The sequence below is a fragment of the Leucobacter sp. Ag1 genome (assembly GCF_000980875.1).
Lineage (GTDB): Bacteria > Actinomycetota > Actinomycetes > Actinomycetales > Microbacteriaceae > Leucobacter > Leucobacter iarius.
This window is the reverse complement of record NZ_LAYO01000109.1, coordinates 76,469-92,479: the sequence shown is the minus strand read 5'-3', so window position 1 is coordinate 92,479 and position 16,011 is coordinate 76,469. Positions and strand designations below refer to the sequence as shown.

At 71.6% G+C, this 16,011-nt stretch carries 14 protein-coding genes and 1 riboswitch; of the genes, 9 read left to right on the top strand and 5 right to left on the bottom strand.

Annotated elements, in window-relative coordinates:
- Nucleotides 1-45 precede the first annotated feature (45 nt).
- Nucleotides 46-1,263, bottom strand: a complete 1,218-nt coding sequence (fdhA, locus tag XM48_RS14650; RefSeq protein WP_046456571.1) for a formaldehyde dehydrogenase, glutathione-independent — start codon at nt 1,261-1,263, stop codon at nt 46-48.
- 117 nt (nt 1,264-1,380) lie between these two features.
- Entirely contained in the window at nt 1,381-2,217 is an 837-nt protein-coding gene (locus XM48_RS14645; RefSeq protein ID WP_046456570.1) for a LuxR C-terminal-related transcriptional regulator, read from the bottom strand.
- Between the two features lie 51 nt (nt 2,218-2,268).
- Nucleotides 2,269-2,377: riboswitch (TPP riboswitch) on the top strand.
- Between the two features lie 18 nt (nt 2,378-2,395).
- On the opposite strand from XM48_RS14645, the gene XM48_RS14640 reads away from it, so the two are divergent.
- From XM48_RS14640 to XM48_RS14625, 4 genes are read left to right on the top strand one after another with little or no spacing between them, the layout of a single operon-like run.
- A complete protein-coding gene (locus tag XM48_RS14640; RefSeq protein ID WP_231580908.1) occupies nt 2,396-3,427 on the top strand; it encodes a thiamine ABC transporter substrate binding subunit in 1,032 nt (343 codons plus the stop codon).
- Complete coding sequence (locus XM48_RS14635; RefSeq protein ID WP_231580907.1) at nt 3,403-5,136, top strand: iron ABC transporter permease; 1,734 nt, start codon at nt 3,403-3,405, stop codon at nt 5,134-5,136. Before XM48_RS14640 ends, XM48_RS14635 begins: the two co-directional genes overlap by 25 nt.
- 20 nt (nt 5,137-5,156) lie before the next feature.
- On the top strand, nt 5,157-5,867 hold the full coding sequence (locus XM48_RS14630) for an ABC transporter ATP-binding protein (RefSeq protein ID WP_046456619.1): 711 nt from the start codon (nt 5,157-5,159) through the stop codon (nt 5,865-5,867).
- A complete protein-coding gene (locus XM48_RS14625) occupies nt 5,864-6,505 on the top strand; it encodes a hypothetical protein (RefSeq protein ID WP_231580906.1) in 642 nt (213 codons plus the stop codon). Before XM48_RS14630 ends, XM48_RS14625 begins: the two co-directional genes overlap by 4 nt.
- Nucleotides 6,506-7,042: 537 nt before the next feature.
- Here the strand turns inward: XM48_RS14625 and XM48_RS14620 are convergent.
- Together XM48_RS14620 and XM48_RS14615 are read right to left on the bottom strand one after the other, a co-directional pair.
- A complete protein-coding gene (locus XM48_RS14620) occupies nt 7,043-8,539 on the bottom strand; it encodes an amino acid permease (RefSeq protein ID WP_231580905.1) in 1,497 nt (498 codons plus the stop codon).
- 84 nt (nt 8,540-8,623) lie between these two features.
- Nucleotides 8,624-9,064, bottom strand: a complete 441-nt coding sequence (locus tag XM48_RS14615) for a VanZ family protein (protein WP_052961546.1) — start codon at nt 9,062-9,064, stop codon at nt 8,624-8,626.
- A gap of 104 nt (nt 9,065-9,168) precedes the next feature.
- On the opposite strand from XM48_RS14615, the gene purN reads away from it, so the two are divergent.
- The 5 genes from purN to XM48_RS14590 all read left to right on the top strand — a co-directional run bounded on the left by purN (nt 9,169) and on the right by XM48_RS14590 (nt 14,369).
- On the top strand, nt 9,169-9,777 hold the full coding sequence (purN, locus tag XM48_RS14610; RefSeq protein ID WP_046456568.1) for a phosphoribosylglycinamide formyltransferase: 609 nt from the start codon (nt 9,169-9,171) through the stop codon (nt 9,775-9,777).
- A gap of 13 nt (nt 9,778-9,790) precedes the next feature.
- Nucleotides 9,791-11,551 carry a bifunctional phosphoribosylaminoimidazolecarboxamide formyltransferase/IMP cyclohydrolase gene (gene purH / locus XM48_RS14605; protein ID WP_046456567.1) on the top strand — a complete coding sequence of 587 codons (1,761 nt, stop codon included), beginning with the start codon at nt 9,791-9,793 and terminating at the stop codon, nt 11,549-11,551.
- A 168-nt stretch (nt 11,552-11,719) separates the two neighbouring features.
- Complete coding sequence (locus tag XM48_RS14600) at nt 11,720-12,493, top strand: ABC transporter ATP-binding protein (protein WP_046456566.1); 774 nt, start codon at nt 11,720-11,722, stop codon at nt 12,491-12,493.
- A complete protein-coding gene (locus XM48_RS14595) occupies nt 12,490-13,905 on the top strand; it encodes an FtsX-like permease family protein (RefSeq protein WP_046456565.1) in 1,416 nt (471 codons plus the stop codon). The genes XM48_RS14600 and XM48_RS14595 overlap by 4 nt, the downstream gene beginning before the upstream one ends.
- A 110-nt stretch (nt 13,906-14,015) precedes the next feature.
- Nucleotides 14,016-14,369, top strand: a complete 354-nt coding sequence (locus XM48_RS14590; RefSeq protein WP_046456615.1) for a hypothetical protein — start codon at nt 14,016-14,018, stop codon at nt 14,367-14,369.
- 75 nt (nt 14,370-14,444) lie between these two features.
- On the opposite strand, the gene XM48_RS14585 is transcribed toward XM48_RS14590, so the two are convergent.
- Nucleotides 14,445-15,959, bottom strand: coding sequence for an aldehyde dehydrogenase (NADP(+)) (locus XM48_RS14585; RefSeq protein WP_046456564.1), 1,515 nt, complete (start codon nt 15,957-15,959; stop codon nt 14,445-14,447).
- Between the last annotated feature and the right edge of the window lie 52 nt (nt 15,960-16,011).

Genomic DNA, 16,011 nt, shown 5'->3' with positions numbered 1-16,011 from the left:
GGGCCCGGGCGCTCCCCGCCCGGGCCCACCGGCTCCGCTCCGCGGTCAGGCCTTGATGTAGCCGTTCGGGTTCAGCACGTACTTGCGCGCCGCGCCCTGATCGAACTCCGCGTAGCCGCGGGGTGCGTCCTCCAGCGAGATCGGGGTCGCGTTCACCGCCTTCGCGATCTGCACCTTGTCGTGCAGGATCGCCTGCATGAGCTGCCGGTTGTAGCGCATCACCGGGCACTGGCCCGTGGTGAACGACAGCGACTTCGCCCAGCCGAGTCCGAGCCGGAGCGACAGCGAGCCGACCTTCGCCGCCTCGTCGACGCCGCCCGGATCACCGGTCACGTAGAGGCCGGGGATCCCGAGCCCGCCGCCGGCCTCGGTGAGATCCATGAGCGAGTTCAGCACCGTCGCCGGGGCCTCGGTCGCCGAACCGGCCCCGTGCCCGCGCGCCTCGAAACCGACGGCGTCGACGCCGCACTCCACCTCGGGCACCCCGAGGATCTGCTCGATCTGATCGCGCGGATCGCCCTTCGAGACGTCGACCGTCTCGCAGCCGAAGGATCGCGCCTGCGCGAGCCGCTCCTCGTTGAGATCGCCGACGATCACGCAGGCCGCACCGAGCAGCTGCGCACCGACCGCCGCCGCGATCCCGACCGGGCCCGCACCGGCGATGTAGACGGTCGACCCGGGCCGGACCCCCGCCGTGTAGGCGCCGTGGAAACCGGTCGGGAAGATGTCGGAGAGCATCGTGAGATCGAGGATCTTCTCGAGCGCCTGATCGCGGTCGGGGAACTTGAGCAGGTTCCAGTCCGCGTAGGGGACGAGCACGAACTCGGCCTGGCCGCCCACCCAGCCGCCCATGTCGACGTAGCCGTAGGCGCTGCCCGGACGGTCCGGGTTGACGTTGAGGCAGATCCCGGTCTTCCCCTCCTTGCAGTTCCGACAGCGCCCGCAGGCGATGTTGAAGGGGACGGAGACGATGTCGCCGACCTTGATGAACTCGACGTCGGGGCCGACCTCGACGACCTCGCCCGTGATCTCGTGGCCGAGGACCAGGCCCTCCGGCGCGGTGGTGCGGCCGCGGACCATGTGCTGGTCCGAGCCGCAGATGTTGGTGCTGACGGTCCGCAGGATCGCCCCGTGGGGCACCTTGCGTCCGACGTTCGCCGGGTTGACGCCCGGCCCGTCCTTGAGCTCGAACTCGGGATAGGGGGTGTCGACCACTTCGACGACACCGGGCCCCTGATACGCGACTGCTCGGTTTCCAGACATCTTCGTCCTCTCTGCAGATTTCGGCGGCTCCCGCCACCCCGAGCCTCTCCCCGCACCGGGCTGCGCTCAACCGTCCCGAGGGCTGGGCCGGACCACCCGTTTGGGGAGGTGCTTCGGTCAGAGCGACGCGACACCGATCGCGACGAGCTCGGCGCGCGAGGTCGATCCGGTCTTCTGCAGGAGCTTCGACACGTGGTACTTGACCGTGTTGGGGCTGATCCCCAAGGCCTCCGCGATGGCCTTGTTGCGCTGCCCCGCAGCGACGAACCCCAGCACCTCGCGCTCACGGGCCGTCAGATCGGCGGTCCCCGAGGGGGAATCCCGCGGCGCGGGCGGATCGAGCGGGATCCGGATCCCGAGGGTGGAGCCCCAGCCGGAGGTGGAGTCGACGTCGAGCGCGCCGTCGAGCGCGATCACGCGCTCGACGATGGGCCGGAGGGCGTCGTGGTTCGCCGTGAGATCGCCCCGGCCGTCGTCGCGGATGCTCATGAGCAGGTGGAGGCCGTCGCAGTCCCACTGGATCCGCACGCGCCGCGCATCGCCCGTGTCGATCAGCGCGAGCACGGCGATCCGGACGATCGAGCGGGCCGTGTGCGCGACCTCACCGGGGAGCGCGCGTCCGGAGCGCGGGGGATCCACGAACTGCATCTCGAGATCGCCGAAGCGGACGAGCGGGCGGAGATCCTCGCGCAGGCGGGTGAACGCGGCGGTCACGGGCTCGAGCAGGCCCGCCTGCTGCTCGTCGACGCCGGAGCGGAGCCCGATCAGCGCCTCGACCGCGAGGTCGACCGCCGTCGCGCGTGCCGCCCGGTCGTCGAGGCGCGAGGAGCGCAGGACCGCGAGCAGGGACTCCAGCGTCACGGCGTGCTGCGCCGCCTGCTCCTCGACCGTCTGCGCGTGCTCGAGGAGCATCGCCCGAGTGGCCGATGCGGGCACCGCGCCGTGGTCCGTCATGCGGTCAGCCTACCCGTCGGGAGAGTCGGGGATGCGGAGTGCGCTAGGCTGAATCGAATCCACGGGAGTCCCTGCGCGAGGGGCTGAGAGGGAGCACGCGAGCTCCGACCGTCAACCTGATCTGGGTCATACCAGCGGAGGAAGGAACCCTATGCGTTCGCATGCCCGTACATTCGCCGTGCTCGCTCTCACCGGAGCGCTCGCCCTCACCGCGGCCGGGTGCGCCGCGTCCGGCGGCTCCGGCGAGAAGGCCGCCTCGGGCGAGGTCACGCTCGTCGTGCACAGCTCGTTCCCGAACAAGGAGTTCGCGAAGGCCGCGAGCAAGGCGACCGGCCTGAAGGTGAAGGTCGTCTCGGCCGGCGACGGCGGCGAGCTCACCAACAAGCTCGTGCTCACCAAGGGCGCGCCGATCGCCGACGCGTTCTTCGGCGTCGACCAGATCTTCGCGTCCCGGCTCATCGACGGCGGGATCACGGAGGCGTATACGCCCAAGGGCCTGCCCGAGGGCGCGAAGCAGCTCGCGGCCGACGACCGCGGATCGCTGACCGCCGTCGACTACGGCGCCACCTGCCTGAACATCGACACGGGCTGGTTCGCGAAGCACGGTATCGCGGCCCCCACGGGCTACGATGCGCTCACCGACGCGAAGTACAAGGATCTGGCCGTCGTGCTCGACCCCACCGCCTCGTCGACCGGCGGTTCGTTCCTCGTCGGCACCGTCGCGAAGTTCGGCGAGAACGGCTTCGCCGACTACTGGAAGCGGGTCGCGAAGAACGGCACCCGCGTCGAGCAAGGCTGGACCGAGGCGTACAACGGCCAGTTCACCCAGGGCGGCGGCACCGGCACCCGGCCGATCGTCGTCTCGTACGCGACCTCGCCCGCCTGGACCCTCACCAAGGACGGCTCGGCGACCACCACGGCCGCGCTGCTCGACACCTGCTCCAACCAGGTCGAGTACGCGGGCGTGCTGAAGGGCGCCGCCAACCCCGAGGGGGCGAAGAAGGTCGTCGACTACCTCGTCTCGCGCGAGTTCCAGGACACCATCGCGGATTCCATGTACATGTTCCCCGTCGACGCCGGCGCGAACGTGCCCGCCGACTGGACGAAGTTCGCGCCGAAGCCCGCGAAGCCGAACGACCTGCCCGCCGCCGAGATCGGGGCGAAGCGCGAGTCCTGGCTGAAGACGTGGAGCACGGCGACCGGCTGGTGAGCCGCTCGACCCGGCGAGCGGGACGCGCGGTCGGCACCGGCCGCGCGTGGGGGATCGCGGCGTGGACCGCCGCTGCCGCGATCCCGCTCGCGTTCCTCGCCGTCTTCTTCCTGCTGCCCGTCGTGTCGCTCATCGCGACGGGCTTCACGACCGAGGGACGCTTCGACGCGTCCGGGATCCCCGCGGTGCTCGGCGAGCCCCGCACCTGGAGCGTCGTCGGGCAGACCCTCGCCCAGGCCGCGCTGGGCACGCTGCTGTCGCTCGTGCTCGGCGTGCCCGCCGCGTTCGTGCTCTACCGGCTCCGGTTCCGCGGCCGCGCGGCCTTGCGGGGCCTCATGACGGTACCGTTCGTGCTGCCCACGGTCGTGGTGGGCGTCGCCTTCGAGTCGGTGTTCGGCGAGGGCGGTCCGCTCGCCGCGCTCGGACTCGACCGCACCCTGCTGGTCGTGGTGCTCGCGCTGGCGTTCTTCAACGTCACGGTCGTCGCCCGCACGGTCGGCGGATTCTGGTCGCAGCTGGACCCGCGCCCCGAGCAGGCGGCGCGCATGCTCGGCGCCGGCCCAGTCCGAGTCTGGTGGACCGTCACGCTGCCGCAGATCGCGCCCGCGCTCGCCTCCGCGGCGTCGCTCGTGTTCCTGTTCTGCGCCACCTCGTTCGGCATCGTGCTGATCCTCGGCGGTCGCAGCCTGTCGAATGTCGAGACCGAGATCTACCGGCTGACCGTGCAGTTCCTCGACCTGCGCTCGGCGGCCGTGCTCTCGCTGCTGCAGTTCGCGCTGGTCGCCGCCGTGCTCGTGGTCTCGGCCCGGCTGCGCCGTCGGCGCGAGCAGACCGTCTCGCTGCGGCCGACCGCCGAGCGGATCCGCCGGGCCCACGCACCCGTGATCGCGGTGCTCGCGGCGACCGTGCTGCTGCTGCACCTGCTGCCCATGATCGCGCTGCTCGTCGGGTCGCTGCGCGGCCGCACCGCCGGCGCCGACGGTGCCGCCGAGTGGACCCTGCAGAACTACACGAACCTGTTCGTGCCGCCCGCGGATTCCCCGATCGACGGATCCGTGGCCGACGCGCTCGCGACGAGCCTCGGCATCGCCGCGCTCGCCGCGACGATCGCGCTGCTGCTCGGCGGATTGGTCGCGCTCGTGGCCTCGCGGCGCCCGAGATCCCGCGTTCTCGCCCGGGGGATCGAGTGGTTCGACGGAGCGATCATGCTGCCCCTCGGAGTCTCCGCGGTGACGCTCGGCTTCGGTCTGCTGCTGACGATGAACCGGCCGCTCGGGATCGGGCTCGACCTGCGCACCTCGACCGTGCTGATCCCCATCGCGCAGGCGCTCGTCGCGCTGCCCATCGTGGTGCGCACGCTGCTGCCCGTGCTGCGCGGGATCGACCCGCGGCAGCGGGACGCCGCCGCCATGCTCGGTGCGGGCCCGCTGCGGGTGCTCGGCACGATCGACCTGCCGCTGCTCGGCCGATCGGCCGGGCTCGCGGCGGGCTTCGCTCTCGCGGCCTCGCTCGGCGAGTTCGGCGCGACCTCGTTCCTGGTGCGCCCCGACACGCAGACCCTGCCCGTCGTGATCGCACAGCTGATCGGGAGACAGGGGAGCGACAGCTACGGCACCGCGCTCGCGGGCGCGGTCGTGCTGGGCGCGATCACGGCGGGGATCATGCTGCTGGCGGAGCGCTGGCGAGGAGAGGCGGCGGCAGAATGGTGACCGAGACGAAGGAGCGGCGCATGGCGGAAGCGGACGGGACGGGTCGGGTGATCGGAACGCGCGGACTCTCCGTGGATCGCGCGACGGTGCGGTACCCGGGAACCGACGCGTCCGCGCGGCCGGCGGTCGACGGTGCGAGCATCGCCGTCGACGAGCGCGAGATCGTCGCGCTCCTCGGGCCAAGCGGCTGCGGCAAGTCGACCCTGCTGCGGGCGATCGCGGGGCTCGAGCCGCTCGCCCGGGGGCGCATCGCGTGGGCGGGCGAGGACCTCGCCGGGGTCGCACCGCACCGGCGCGGATTCGGGCTGATGTTCCAGGACGGACAGCTGTTCGGGCACCGGAACGTCGGGGCGAACGTCGCCTACGGGATGGAATCCCAGCGGATGCCCAAGCCCGAGCGCGCCGCGCGGGTCGCCGAGCTGCTCGAGCTGGTCGGCCTGCCGGGGACCGAGGGGCGGCGCGTGACCGAGCTGTCCGGAGGAGAGCGCCAGCGGATCGCGCTCGCGCGCTCCCTCGCACCTCGACCGCGTCTCCTCCTGCTCGACGAGCCCCTCTCGGCGCTCGACCGCGAGCTGCGCACGCGTCTCGCTGATGATCTGGCACGGCTGCTGCGCGAGACAGGCACCACGGCGATCCTCGTGACCCACGACCCCGAGGAGGCCGAAGCGATCGCCGACCGTGTCGTCCGCATGCGCGACGGCCGCGTCCTCGCGGAGGGGAGCGCGGCGTGAGCGGGCCTGCGACCGGGCCGGACTCCGGCGCGGAGACGGCCGCGCGCGCCCTTCTGGCGCGGGCGGCCCTGCTGCGCGGACGCCTTCCGCGCGTGGTGCTCGTGGACGGCCGTTCCGGATCCGGCAAGACCACGATCGCGGGTGCACTGGTGCCGCTGCTCGGGGACGCCCTCGGCGCCCCCGCCGAGCTGCTGCGGGTCGAGGACCTGTACCCCGGCTGGGACGGGCTCGCGGCGGGAGCTGCCTCGGTGCCCGCGGCGCTGCGCACGGGACGCTACCGACGCTACGACTGGATCGCCGGGGACTTCGCCGAGGAGTGCGGGATCGAGCGCGGACGACCGCTCGTGATCGAGGGCTGCGGCGCGCTCAGCGCCGAGAACCTGGCGGCCGCACGGGCATGGGCGGCGGGTTCGGGTGCCGGTGCCGGTGCTGGTGTCGATGCCGGTGCTCGTGCCGCTGCCGGTGCCGTGCTGCCGGTCTGGATCGAGCTGCCCGCGGATGAGCGCCGCCGCAGGGCGCTCGCGCGCGACGGCGAGACGTTCCGACCGTACTGGGACCGCTGGGCGAGTCAGGAGGATGCGCTCGCCGCCCGCACGCATCCGACCGCGCTCGCGCGCGAGATCCTGCACGGTGGCTGACTTCGGGCGTGGATCGCTTCGGTGGGCCGGGCGTTCATCGATGTGCCAGCATGCGCGGCCTCCTCGCGTCGACGCGTTCGCTCGCTGTACCTGGTTGGGGCGTTGGCGCCCGACAGATCGAGAGAAGGTTGTCGGGAAGTGGGATTCGTCGTGGTGTCATGGAAGCAGTTTGCTGGAGCTGAAGGCTGATTCCCGGGTTATCCCCTGCCTGCGAGGCAGTTCGACAGGCGACGCCAGCTGTGGACGGTGATCCCAGCAGCCGAGACTCTTCGAACGCGCATCGACCGGTCCCAAATCATCCTTTTCGCGAGGGGATAAGGATGATTTGGGATCGGTCGATGCGTCGCAATCGGGGAGGAAGGCTCGCGCTCCCGCACGGGGAAGGGGTACGGGCACGAATCACCGCCACGAACGTGGTGGCCTGGGTGGCCTCACCCGCACCGCTTGCGGAGACCAGCCCTAAACAGTCGCGTTTCGCCAACCACACGACCGGGTGCAGCTAGGTGCCGTCGCCGATGGTCACGGCGCGCCTGCCCATCAGTGCCCGTGCGCCTCGGAGCCCGCGGCCTCGTCGGCCGCGATCTGCTCGGCTTCGGCCGCGGGATCGACGCCCGCGCCCGCGCCCGCGCCCGCAGCTGCAGCTGCAGCGCGGCGCTTCGCGAGCGAGCGGCGTACCAGGGGCCAGCAGGCGACGAGCGCACCGGTCGCGATGAGACTCGTCCACACCTGCGTGCGGCCGGTCTCGGAGCTCAGCATCACGACGAGCACCGCGGCGATCGCGGCGATGAGGAGGATGTTGAGCCACGGGTGGAGCCACATCCTCAGCTTCAGCCCGGCGACCTCCTCGGCCGACATCTTCTGCCGCATCCGCATCTGCGTGAGTGCGATGAAGACGTAGACGAAGAGGGCGACGAGACCGGCCGAGTTCATGATGAAGTCGAAGACGCCGGACTCGGGCGCCGCGAAGTTGACGATGGTCGCAGCGACCGCGCCGATGGTGGAGGCGAACAGTGCGAAGGCGGGGACGCCCGAGCGGGTCCGACGTGTCATGATGCGCGGGGCGTACCCCTGCTCGGCGAGGGCTGCGAACATGCGCGACGCCGAGTAGAGGCCCGAGTTGAGCACCGAGATCACGGCGGTGAAGATGATGATCTGCATGATCGCGGCGGCGCCGGGGACGCCGAGCAGCGAGAACACGTAGGTGAAGGGCGCGGTCGCCACGTTCACGGGCTCGGGCAGCTCGTCCCAGGGCACGACCATCGTGATGATGAGCACGGCGCCGACGAAGAACAGCAGGATCCGCCAGATGACGGTGCTGGTGGCCTGCTTGATGCCCTTCGCGGGGTTCTCGGACTCGGCCGCGGCCATCACCGCGATCTCGGTGCCGAAGTACGAGAAGATGACGAGCGCGACGCCCGTGAACGCGATGCCGAAGCCGTTCGGGGCGAATCCGCCGTGCTCCCAGAGGTTCGGAACGGAGAAGGTCGACTGCGGCCACAGGCCGAGCGCGAAGAGCAGGCCCGCGCCGAGGAACACGACGATCGCGATGACCTTGATGCTGGCGAGCCAGAACTCGACCTCGCCGAAGGTGCGCACCGAGATCAGGTTGGCGCCGATGAACACGGCGATCAGGATCAGCGACCACGCCCAGCCCGGCAGGAATGCGAACCAGGAGTGCAGGGTCTCGCCGCCGAGCACCGCCTCGTAGGCGAGCACGCCGACCCAGAAGTACCAGTAGAGCCAGCCGACGAGGTAGGCGGCCCAGTCGCCCAGCCCGACGCGGGCGTACTCCATGAACGAGCCGATCGCAGGCCGAGCCGCGGCCATCTCGCCGAGCATGCGCATCGCGAGGAACACGAGCAGGCCGCCGATGAGGTAGGAGATGATCGCGGCCGGACCCACCGAGCGGATGATGTTGCCGGACCCGACGAAGAGGCTCGCACCGATGATGCCGCCGAGCGTGATCATGGTGACGTGCCGCGGGCGGAGCTTGGCTCCGTTCGACGGGGACGGAGCGGAAGCCGGTTCCTGCACGGGTGATGCCTCTTTCGGTTCGACGGCGGCGGGTTCGCCGTGTGGCATGGTACCCGCGCGGCAGCGCGAAACGAAATTGGGATATCAGTTGCGCCGGGCCGCTCGCGAGACCCCCAGGATCGCGCAACCGATCGCGGCGCCGGCGGCGTTGAGCACGACGTCGGACAGATCCGGGACCCGACCGGGGATCACCGTCTGGCTCAGCTCGATCGCCGCGGTCGCCGCGACGCAGATCGGCAGTGCGAACCACCACGCACGGCGGGGGAGCACCGCGGCGACCGCGAGGCCGAGCGGCACGAACAGCGCGATGTTGGCGAGATCCTCGATCTGCATTGTCGTGAGCGACGCGTCGAAGCGACCGAGCACCGCATTGATCGCGTCGACCGCCTCGATGCGCGCCGTCAGCACGAGACCGCGCGGTCCGAGGGTGACGACGCCGATCCCGGCGACGACGAGCAGCAGGAAGACGACCGCTGCGGGGCGGGGAGCGTACTCGGAACGGACGGTCGGGGCGTGAGCGGACATGCGGAACCTGCTTTCTTCGGGCGGACGCGCGGGGCGCCCACTCCAATGAGACCGCAGCGACTGTTTCGAGAGCGTATGCTCCGCGGCCCCGCTAGACTTGCCGCGTGCTGAACATCGCGGTGCTGATCTCCGGTGGGGGCAGCAACCTCAAGGCCCTGATCGACGCGACCTCCGAACCCGGCTTCCCCGCCCGCATCGCGGTCGTGGGATCCGACACCGAGGCGCCCGGACTCGCCCACGCCGAAGCCGCGGGCATCCCGACCTTCGTCGTGCGGCCCGCCGACTCCGACACCCGCGAGGAATGGGGCCAGCTGCTCGCAGCAGCCATCCAGGAGCACGGCGTCGGCACCGGCCCCGAACCGAGCCTCGTCGTGAGCGCCGGGCTCATGCGGATCCTGCCGCCCGGCTTCGTACGCCTCTTTTCGCCCGCCCTCATCAACACCCACCCCGCGCTGCTGCCGAACTTCCCCGGAGCGCACGCCGTGCGCGACGCGCTCGCCGCCGGCGCCGCAGAGACGGGCGTGACCGTGCACGTGATCGACGAGGGCGTCGACACCGGTCCCGTGCTGCGCCAGCGCTCCGTCGTCGTGCGCGACGGCGAGACCGAGGACGAGCTCCACGAGCGGATCAAGCAGCTCGAGCGCCCCCTGCTCGTCGATGTCGTGCGCGACATCGCGACCGGAGACCTGAACCTTCCCCAATCGGCCGAATAGGAGACCGAACCTGATGGCAGTCCAGAGCCACGACCCCAGCCTGTACGAGCACCGCGATCTGATCCCGGTGCGCCGGGCGCTCATCTCGGTGAGCGACAAGTCCCGCCTGCTCGAACTCGCCGGGGCGCTCGCCGCCGCGGGCGTCGAGATCGTGTCGACCGGTTCCACGGCGTCGACGATCCGCGACGCGGGCCACCCGGTCACCGACGTCGCCGAGGTCACCGGATTCGCCGAGGCGCTCGACGGGCGCGTCAAGACGCTGCACCCCTCGGTGCACGCCGGCCTGCTCGCCGACCTCCGCCTCGCCGATCACCGCGATCAGCTCGCGCAGCTCGGCATCGAACCGTTCGAGCTCGTCGTCGTGAACCTCTACCCGTTCGAGGAGACGGTGGCCGCGGGCAAGCCCGTCGCCGACGTGATCGAGAACGTCGACATCGGCGGCCCGGCGATGGTGCGCGCAACGGCGAAGAACCACGCCAACGCGGCGATCGTCGTGTCGCCCGAGCGCTACGACGAGGTCATCGAGGCGGTGCAGGCGGGCGGTACGACCCTCGACCTGCGTCGCTCGCTCGCCGCCGACGCGTTCACGCACACCGCTTCGTACGACGCCTCGGTCGCGACCTACTTCCTCGAGCAGGAGTTCGTCGGCTGGACGGGCGAGACGCTCGACGAGGCCGGGTTCGACGCGGACTTCGACGCCGACTTCGGCGCGGAGCAGGGTGCCGAGGTGCTGCTGGACGACGACGCGGACTTCGACGGCGAGGACGGGACCGTGGGCTCGATCGACGCGATCTTCGCGATCGACCCCGAGGACCCGACCGGCACGACCGTCGGCCTCGAGGTCGGTGGCCTGCGCGACGCGGTGCTGCGCTACGGCGAGAACAGCCACCAGCGCGCGGCGCTCTTCACCGAGCCGGGCGGCACCGGGATCGCGCAGGCGACCCAGCTGCACGGCAAGGAGATGTCGTACAACAACTACGTCGACGCCGACGCGGCCCTGCGCGCGGCCTACGACCACGACCGTCCGGCGGTCGCGATCATCAAGCACGCGAACCCGTGCGGGATCGCGGTGGCGCCCGAGGGTGCGGCCGACGAGATCGCGGCGGCCCACGAACTGGCGCACGCCTGCGACCCGGTGTCGGCGTTCGGCGGCGTGATCGCCGCGAACCGCACCGTCACGAAGGCCATGGCCGAGACGGTCTCGGGCATCTTCACCGAGGTGATCATCGCTCCCGGCTTCGATCCCGAGGCGCTCGCGATCCTCACGCAGAAGAAGAACCTGCGTCTGCTCGTGCTGCCCGGCGACTTCGAGCCGAGCCCGCTCGAGCTGCGCCAGGTCTCGGGCGGCTTCCTGCTGCAGGACGCCGACCGTTCCTTCGCTCCGGCCTCCGAGTGGGAGCTCGCCACCGGCGAGCCGGCGGACGCCGGGACGCTCGCCGAGCTCGAGTTCGCCTGGCGCGCCTGCCGCGCCGTGAAGTCGAACGCGATCCTGCTCGCGCAGGGAGGCGCCTCGGTCGGCGTCGGCATGGGGCAGGTCAACCGGGTGGACTCGTGCCGCCTCGCGGTCGAGCGTGCGGGTGAGCGGGCCACGGGTTCGGTCGCCGCGTCCGACGCGTTCTTCCCCTTCGCCGACGGTCTGCAGGTGCTGCTCGACGCCGGCGTGCGCGCCGTCGTGCAGCCGGGCGGCTCGGTGCGCGATCCCGAGGTGATCGAGGCCGCGAAGGCGGCAGGCATCACCATGTACTTCACCGGGGAGCGCCACTTCTTCCACTGAGCCGCACCGGCAGAGTCGAAGCGCAACGCCCGAGGGGCGCCGGATCCGAGCGGATCCGGCGCCCCTCGGGCGTTCCATCTCCCGGGCCGGCCGACGGTACCGTCGGCTGACCCGGGAGGCACCCAGGGACGACGCGGAGCGCCCGCGTCGATCCGTACCGTCTGAGGTATGGAGACACAGCCAAGCGACCTCGGGCTCATCGCCCGCGTCACTCACCTCAGCAAGCACTACGGTTCGGGCGAGCACCGCGTGGTCGCCCTCGACGACGTCTCGATCGGGATCCGGCGCGGTGAGTTCACCGCGATCATGGGTCCGTCGGGCTCGGGCAAGTCCACCCTCATGCACGTCATGGCCGGCCTCGACACCGCGGACGCCGACGGCGGCGGACGCGTCTGGCTCGGGGATCAGGAGATCACCGGCATGCGCGATGCCGAGCTCACTGTGCTGCGCCGCCGCCGGGTCGGCTTCGTGTTCCAGGCGTTCAACCTGGTGCCGACGCTCGACGCGCAGGACAACATCACGCTCCCGTTCGAGCTCGACGGCCGCCGGCCGACGCGCGAGGAGCGCGAGTGGATCGACAGCATCGTCGACGCGCTCGGACTGCGCGAGCGCCTCACCCACCGCCCGCATCAGCTGTCGGGCGGGCAGCAGCAGCGCGTCGCGATCGCGCGCGCCCTGGCCCGCCGCCCCGACCTGCTGTTCGCCGACGAGCCGACCGGCGCGCTCGACTCGCGCACCAGCCGCGAGGTGCTCGCGCTGCTGCGCGACGCGGCGCACCGTTCGGGTCAGAGCATCGCGATGGTCACGCACGATCCGATCGCGGCGAGCCACGCCGATCGGATCCTGTTCCTCGCCGACGGCCGCATCGTCGACGACCGCGGCCCCATGAGCGCCGAGGACATCTCGCGCACGATGCTCGGCATGGAAGCGGTGGCGCGATGAGCGGGCGCGGCTTCGGCGCTGCCGCCGGAGGGTCGGCGCGCGACCACGGCGCCACGGTCGTCGTGGCGGCGCTCTCGGCCATGTTCGCGGCGACGCTGATCCAGACGGTCGGGATCCTGACCGCGGCGATCGACCCGCGCCTCGTCGAGGAATCGGGCACCATGCGGATGATGCTCTTCATCGTCGCGACCGTGTTCATCCTGATCGCGCTCTACGTCGGGTCGATCGTCACCGCCAACACGTTCTCCACGATCATCGCCGGGCGGGCGCGCACGATCGCGCTGCTGCGCCTCGTCGGGGCGAGCTCGCGGCGCGTGCGCTCCCGGGTGGCGTTCGAAGGGCTCATGGTCGGCCTCATCGGCGCGGCCATCGGTTTCGCGGCCTCCTGGCTGCTCTGCACGGTCTTCGTCGCGGTCGCTCCCGGGCAGGGCTGGCTGCCGGCCGGGCACGACTACCCGCTGTTCGATCCGCTCGCGCTCGTCGGCGTCGCCGTCGTCGCGCTCACCACCTGGGTGTCGGCCTGGGTGGGCTCGCGGCGCGTGGGCGCGGTGTCGCCCATCGCGGCGACCGGGGCGTCGGTCGAACTCGACCCCGAGTCGGCCCAGCGCCGCACCGGGCGCACCGTGTTCTCGGTGATCCTGCTCGTGCTCGGCGCGGGCGTGCTGGCGCTCGGCGTGCTGGTCGGCCTGGTGTCGCCGCTCGGGCTGCTCGTCGCGTTCTTCGGCGGGCTCGCCTCCTTCACCGGCATCGCGATCGGCGCCCACTGGATCATGCCGCCGCTGCTCCGTCTCTCGGGCCGGCTGCTCGGGCGCGGGGTCACCGGCCGGCTCGCCGCGGCGAACGCGGTGCGGTTCCCCGAGCGGAGCGCCCGCGCGACGATCGGGCTCGTGATCGGCGTGACGCTCGTCACGATGTTCGCGGTCGCGCTGCAGACGTACCAGCAGATGACGATGCAGGTGTTCGACGGCAACCCCGCGATGAAGGAGGCGCTCGAGAGCACCTTCGCCGTCACGATGGCGATCCTCACCGGTCTCGTCGGCTTCTCCGCGGTGATCGCGGCCGTGGGCATGGTGAACACCCTCTCGCTCAGCGTGCTGCAGCGCACCCGCGAGCTGGGCCTGCTGCGGGCGCTCGGCTTCACCGGGCGTCAGGTGCGCAGCACCATCACCGCCGAGAGCGCGCAGATGACCTTCGCCGCGCTCGTGTTCGGGCTGCTGCTCGGCACGTTCTACGGCTGGGTCGCCGCGCAGAGCATGCTCGGGCAGCAGGCGGGGCTCATGCCGCCGTCGATCCCGTGGGGCATGATCGCCGGGGTCGCGGTGTTCGGCGCAGTGCTCGCGATGATCGCCTCGGCCGCACCCGCGCGCCGCGCGATCCGCGTCTCGCCGGTCGCCGCGCTCGCGGTGGATTGAGCGGCCGGATCCTCGGGTCGGGAACCGAGTAGCAGAGTGATCGAGGAAGGGGCTGAACGATGATCGTGCCGAGGCTGCTGCTGGCCTGGAGCGCCGGATACGATGGGGGTATGGAAATCCTCAAGTCGATCCTCGTGGTGCTGCACATCGTCTGCTTCGGCGTGGTCATGGGCGGCGCGCTCGCCCAGCTGCCGGCGGTGCGCGAGGGCCGCGCGAAGATCTCGAACGGGCTGCTGCACGGCTCGCTCGGTCTGCTGGTCACGGGACTGGCGCTCGTCGGCACCATCTACGGCGTCGGCGGCCACCCGAACAACATGAAGATCGGTGTGAAGCTCATCGTGCTGATCGGCCTCATCGTGCTGATCCTCGTGAACCGCAAGAAGGAGAAGATCTCGGGCGGCGTGCTCGGCGCGATCGCGGGCCTCGCGACGCTGAACGTCGCACTCGCGGTGCTCTGGCACTGAGCCCGAGCCCTCCGGCAACGCGGAAGCCCCGCCGTCCCTCGGGACGGCGGGGCTTCCGCGTTGTTCCGGTGCGGATCAGCGCCAGCGGGCGCCCCACTCCTGGGATTCTCCCGCGCCGGTGCGCGCCTGGGGCACGCCGAGCGGGTTGTCGTCGCGCAGCGCCGCGGGCAAGAACGCCTGGGTGACGTTCTGGTAGGCGACCGGGCGTACGAAGCGCTGGATCGCGGCCGTGCCCACCGAGGTGCTCGAATCGTTGGAGGTGGCGGGCCACGGGCCGCCGTGCTGCATGGCCGGGGTGACGGCGACGCCGGTCGACCAGCCGTTGAAGAGCACGCGGCCCACCTGCAGGCTCATCGCCTCGACCAGCGCGGCGATCGCCTCGGCGTTCGCGGAACCCGCGCCCTCGGCCTCGCTCAGGTGCAGGGTCGCGGTGAGGTTGCCCTCGAAGAACTCGGGCAGCAGCGCCGCGAGATCGGTGCCCGCGGGGACCTCGACGAGGATCGACAGTGGCCCGAAGGCCTCGTGGACGAGGCGCTCGTGCCCAGCGCGGAAGTCCTCGAGCGAGACGGCGACGATGGTCGGAGTGGCCCAGCCCTGACCGTCCGCGTCGAAGCGGACGCCGCCCTCGACGACGGGACGGACGCCGGGGGTGCCGAGGATCGTGTCGCGGCGCTCGGCGAAGCTCTTCGCGATGCGCGGGTCGAGCAGGCGGTGCTCGGGGATGCCCTGCGCCGCCGCCGCGATGGGCGCCTCGAGCGCCTCGACGGAGGGGACGAAGACGAAGCCGGGCTTGGTGCAGAGCTGCCCGGCGGATCCCGAGACGCTCGTGACGAAGCCGCTCGCGATGTCGTCGCCGCGCTCGGCGATCGCCGCCTCGGTGACGAACACCGGGTTGACGCTGCCGAGCTCGCCGAAGAAGGGCACGGGTGCCGGGCGCGCGGCCGCGATGTCGGCGAGCAGGCGGCCGACGGCGATGGAGCCGGTGAACGCGCCGCCCTTGACGCGGGGGTCCTTGAGGATCGCGACGCCGGCTTCACGGCCGTGCACGAGCTGGAAGGTGCCATCGGGCATGCCGGCGCCGGCGAGCGCCGCCGTGACGACGGCCGCGGTAGCGTCGGAGAGCTCGGGGTGACCCGAGTGCGCCTTCACGATCAGCGGGCAGCCGGCCGCGAGGATCGCGGCAGAGTCTCCGCCGGCGACGGAGAAGGCGAAGGGGAAGTTCGAGGCCGAGAAGTTGATGATCGGGCCGAGGGGGCGGAGCACACGGCGCACATCGGGGCGGACGCCGAGGGCGAATGAGCCGTCGGCCTCGTCGATGCGGGCGTCGAGGTGGACGCCGGTCACCAGCGTGTCGGCGAAGAGGCGCAGCTGGACCGCGGTGCGGGTGACCTCGCCGCTGAGGCGGGCCTCGGTGAGGCCGGTCTCGCGCATCGCGATCGCGACCAGGTCCGCCTTGTTCGCCTCGAGCGCGTCGGCGACCGCGACGATGGCGCGGGCGCGATCCTCGGGCGCGACGGCGGCGTAAGCGGGAGCAGCGGCCGCGGCGCGCGCGACGACTGCCTCGAGCTCGGGGGAGAGGGTTTCGGTCATTGCTGGGTTCCTCCACGGGGTCTGATCGACGGCGGCGTCTGGTGGGCGGGTT

Bases quoted from the DNA above. Each gene is read 5' to 3' on its own strand.
- fdhA (WP_046456571.1), bottom strand. From the start codon at position 1,263: ATGTCTGGAAACCGAGCAGTCGCGTATCAGGGGCCCGGTGTCGTCGAA.
- XM48_RS14615 (WP_052961546.1), bottom strand. From the start codon at position 9,064: ATGTCCGCTCACGCCCCGACCGTCCGTTCCGAGTACGCTCCCCGCCCC.
- XM48_RS14630 (WP_046456619.1), top strand. From the start codon at position 5,157: ATGGCGGAAGCGGACGGGACGGGTCGGGTGATCGGAACGCGCGGACTC.
- purH (WP_046456567.1), top strand. From the start codon at position 9,791: ATGGCAGTCCAGAGCCACGACCCCAGCCTGTACGAGCACCGCGATCTG.
- XM48_RS14585 (WP_046456564.1), bottom strand. From the start codon at position 15,959: ATGACCGAAACCCTCTCCCCCGAGCTCGAGGCAGTCGTCGCGCGCGCC.
- XM48_RS14600 (WP_046456566.1), top strand. From the start codon at position 11,720: ATGGAGACACAGCCAAGCGACCTCGGGCTCATCGCCCGCGTCACTCAC.
- XM48_RS14595 (WP_046456565.1), top strand. From the start codon at position 12,490: ATGAGCGGGCGCGGCTTCGGCGCTGCCGCCGGAGGGTCGGCGCGCGAC.
- XM48_RS14645 (WP_046456570.1), bottom strand. From the start codon at position 2,217: ATGACGGACCACGGCGCGGTGCCCGCATCGGCCACTCGGGCGATGCTC.
- XM48_RS14590 (WP_046456615.1), top strand. From the start codon at position 14,016: ATGGAAATCCTCAAGTCGATCCTCGTGGTGCTGCACATCGTCTGCTTC.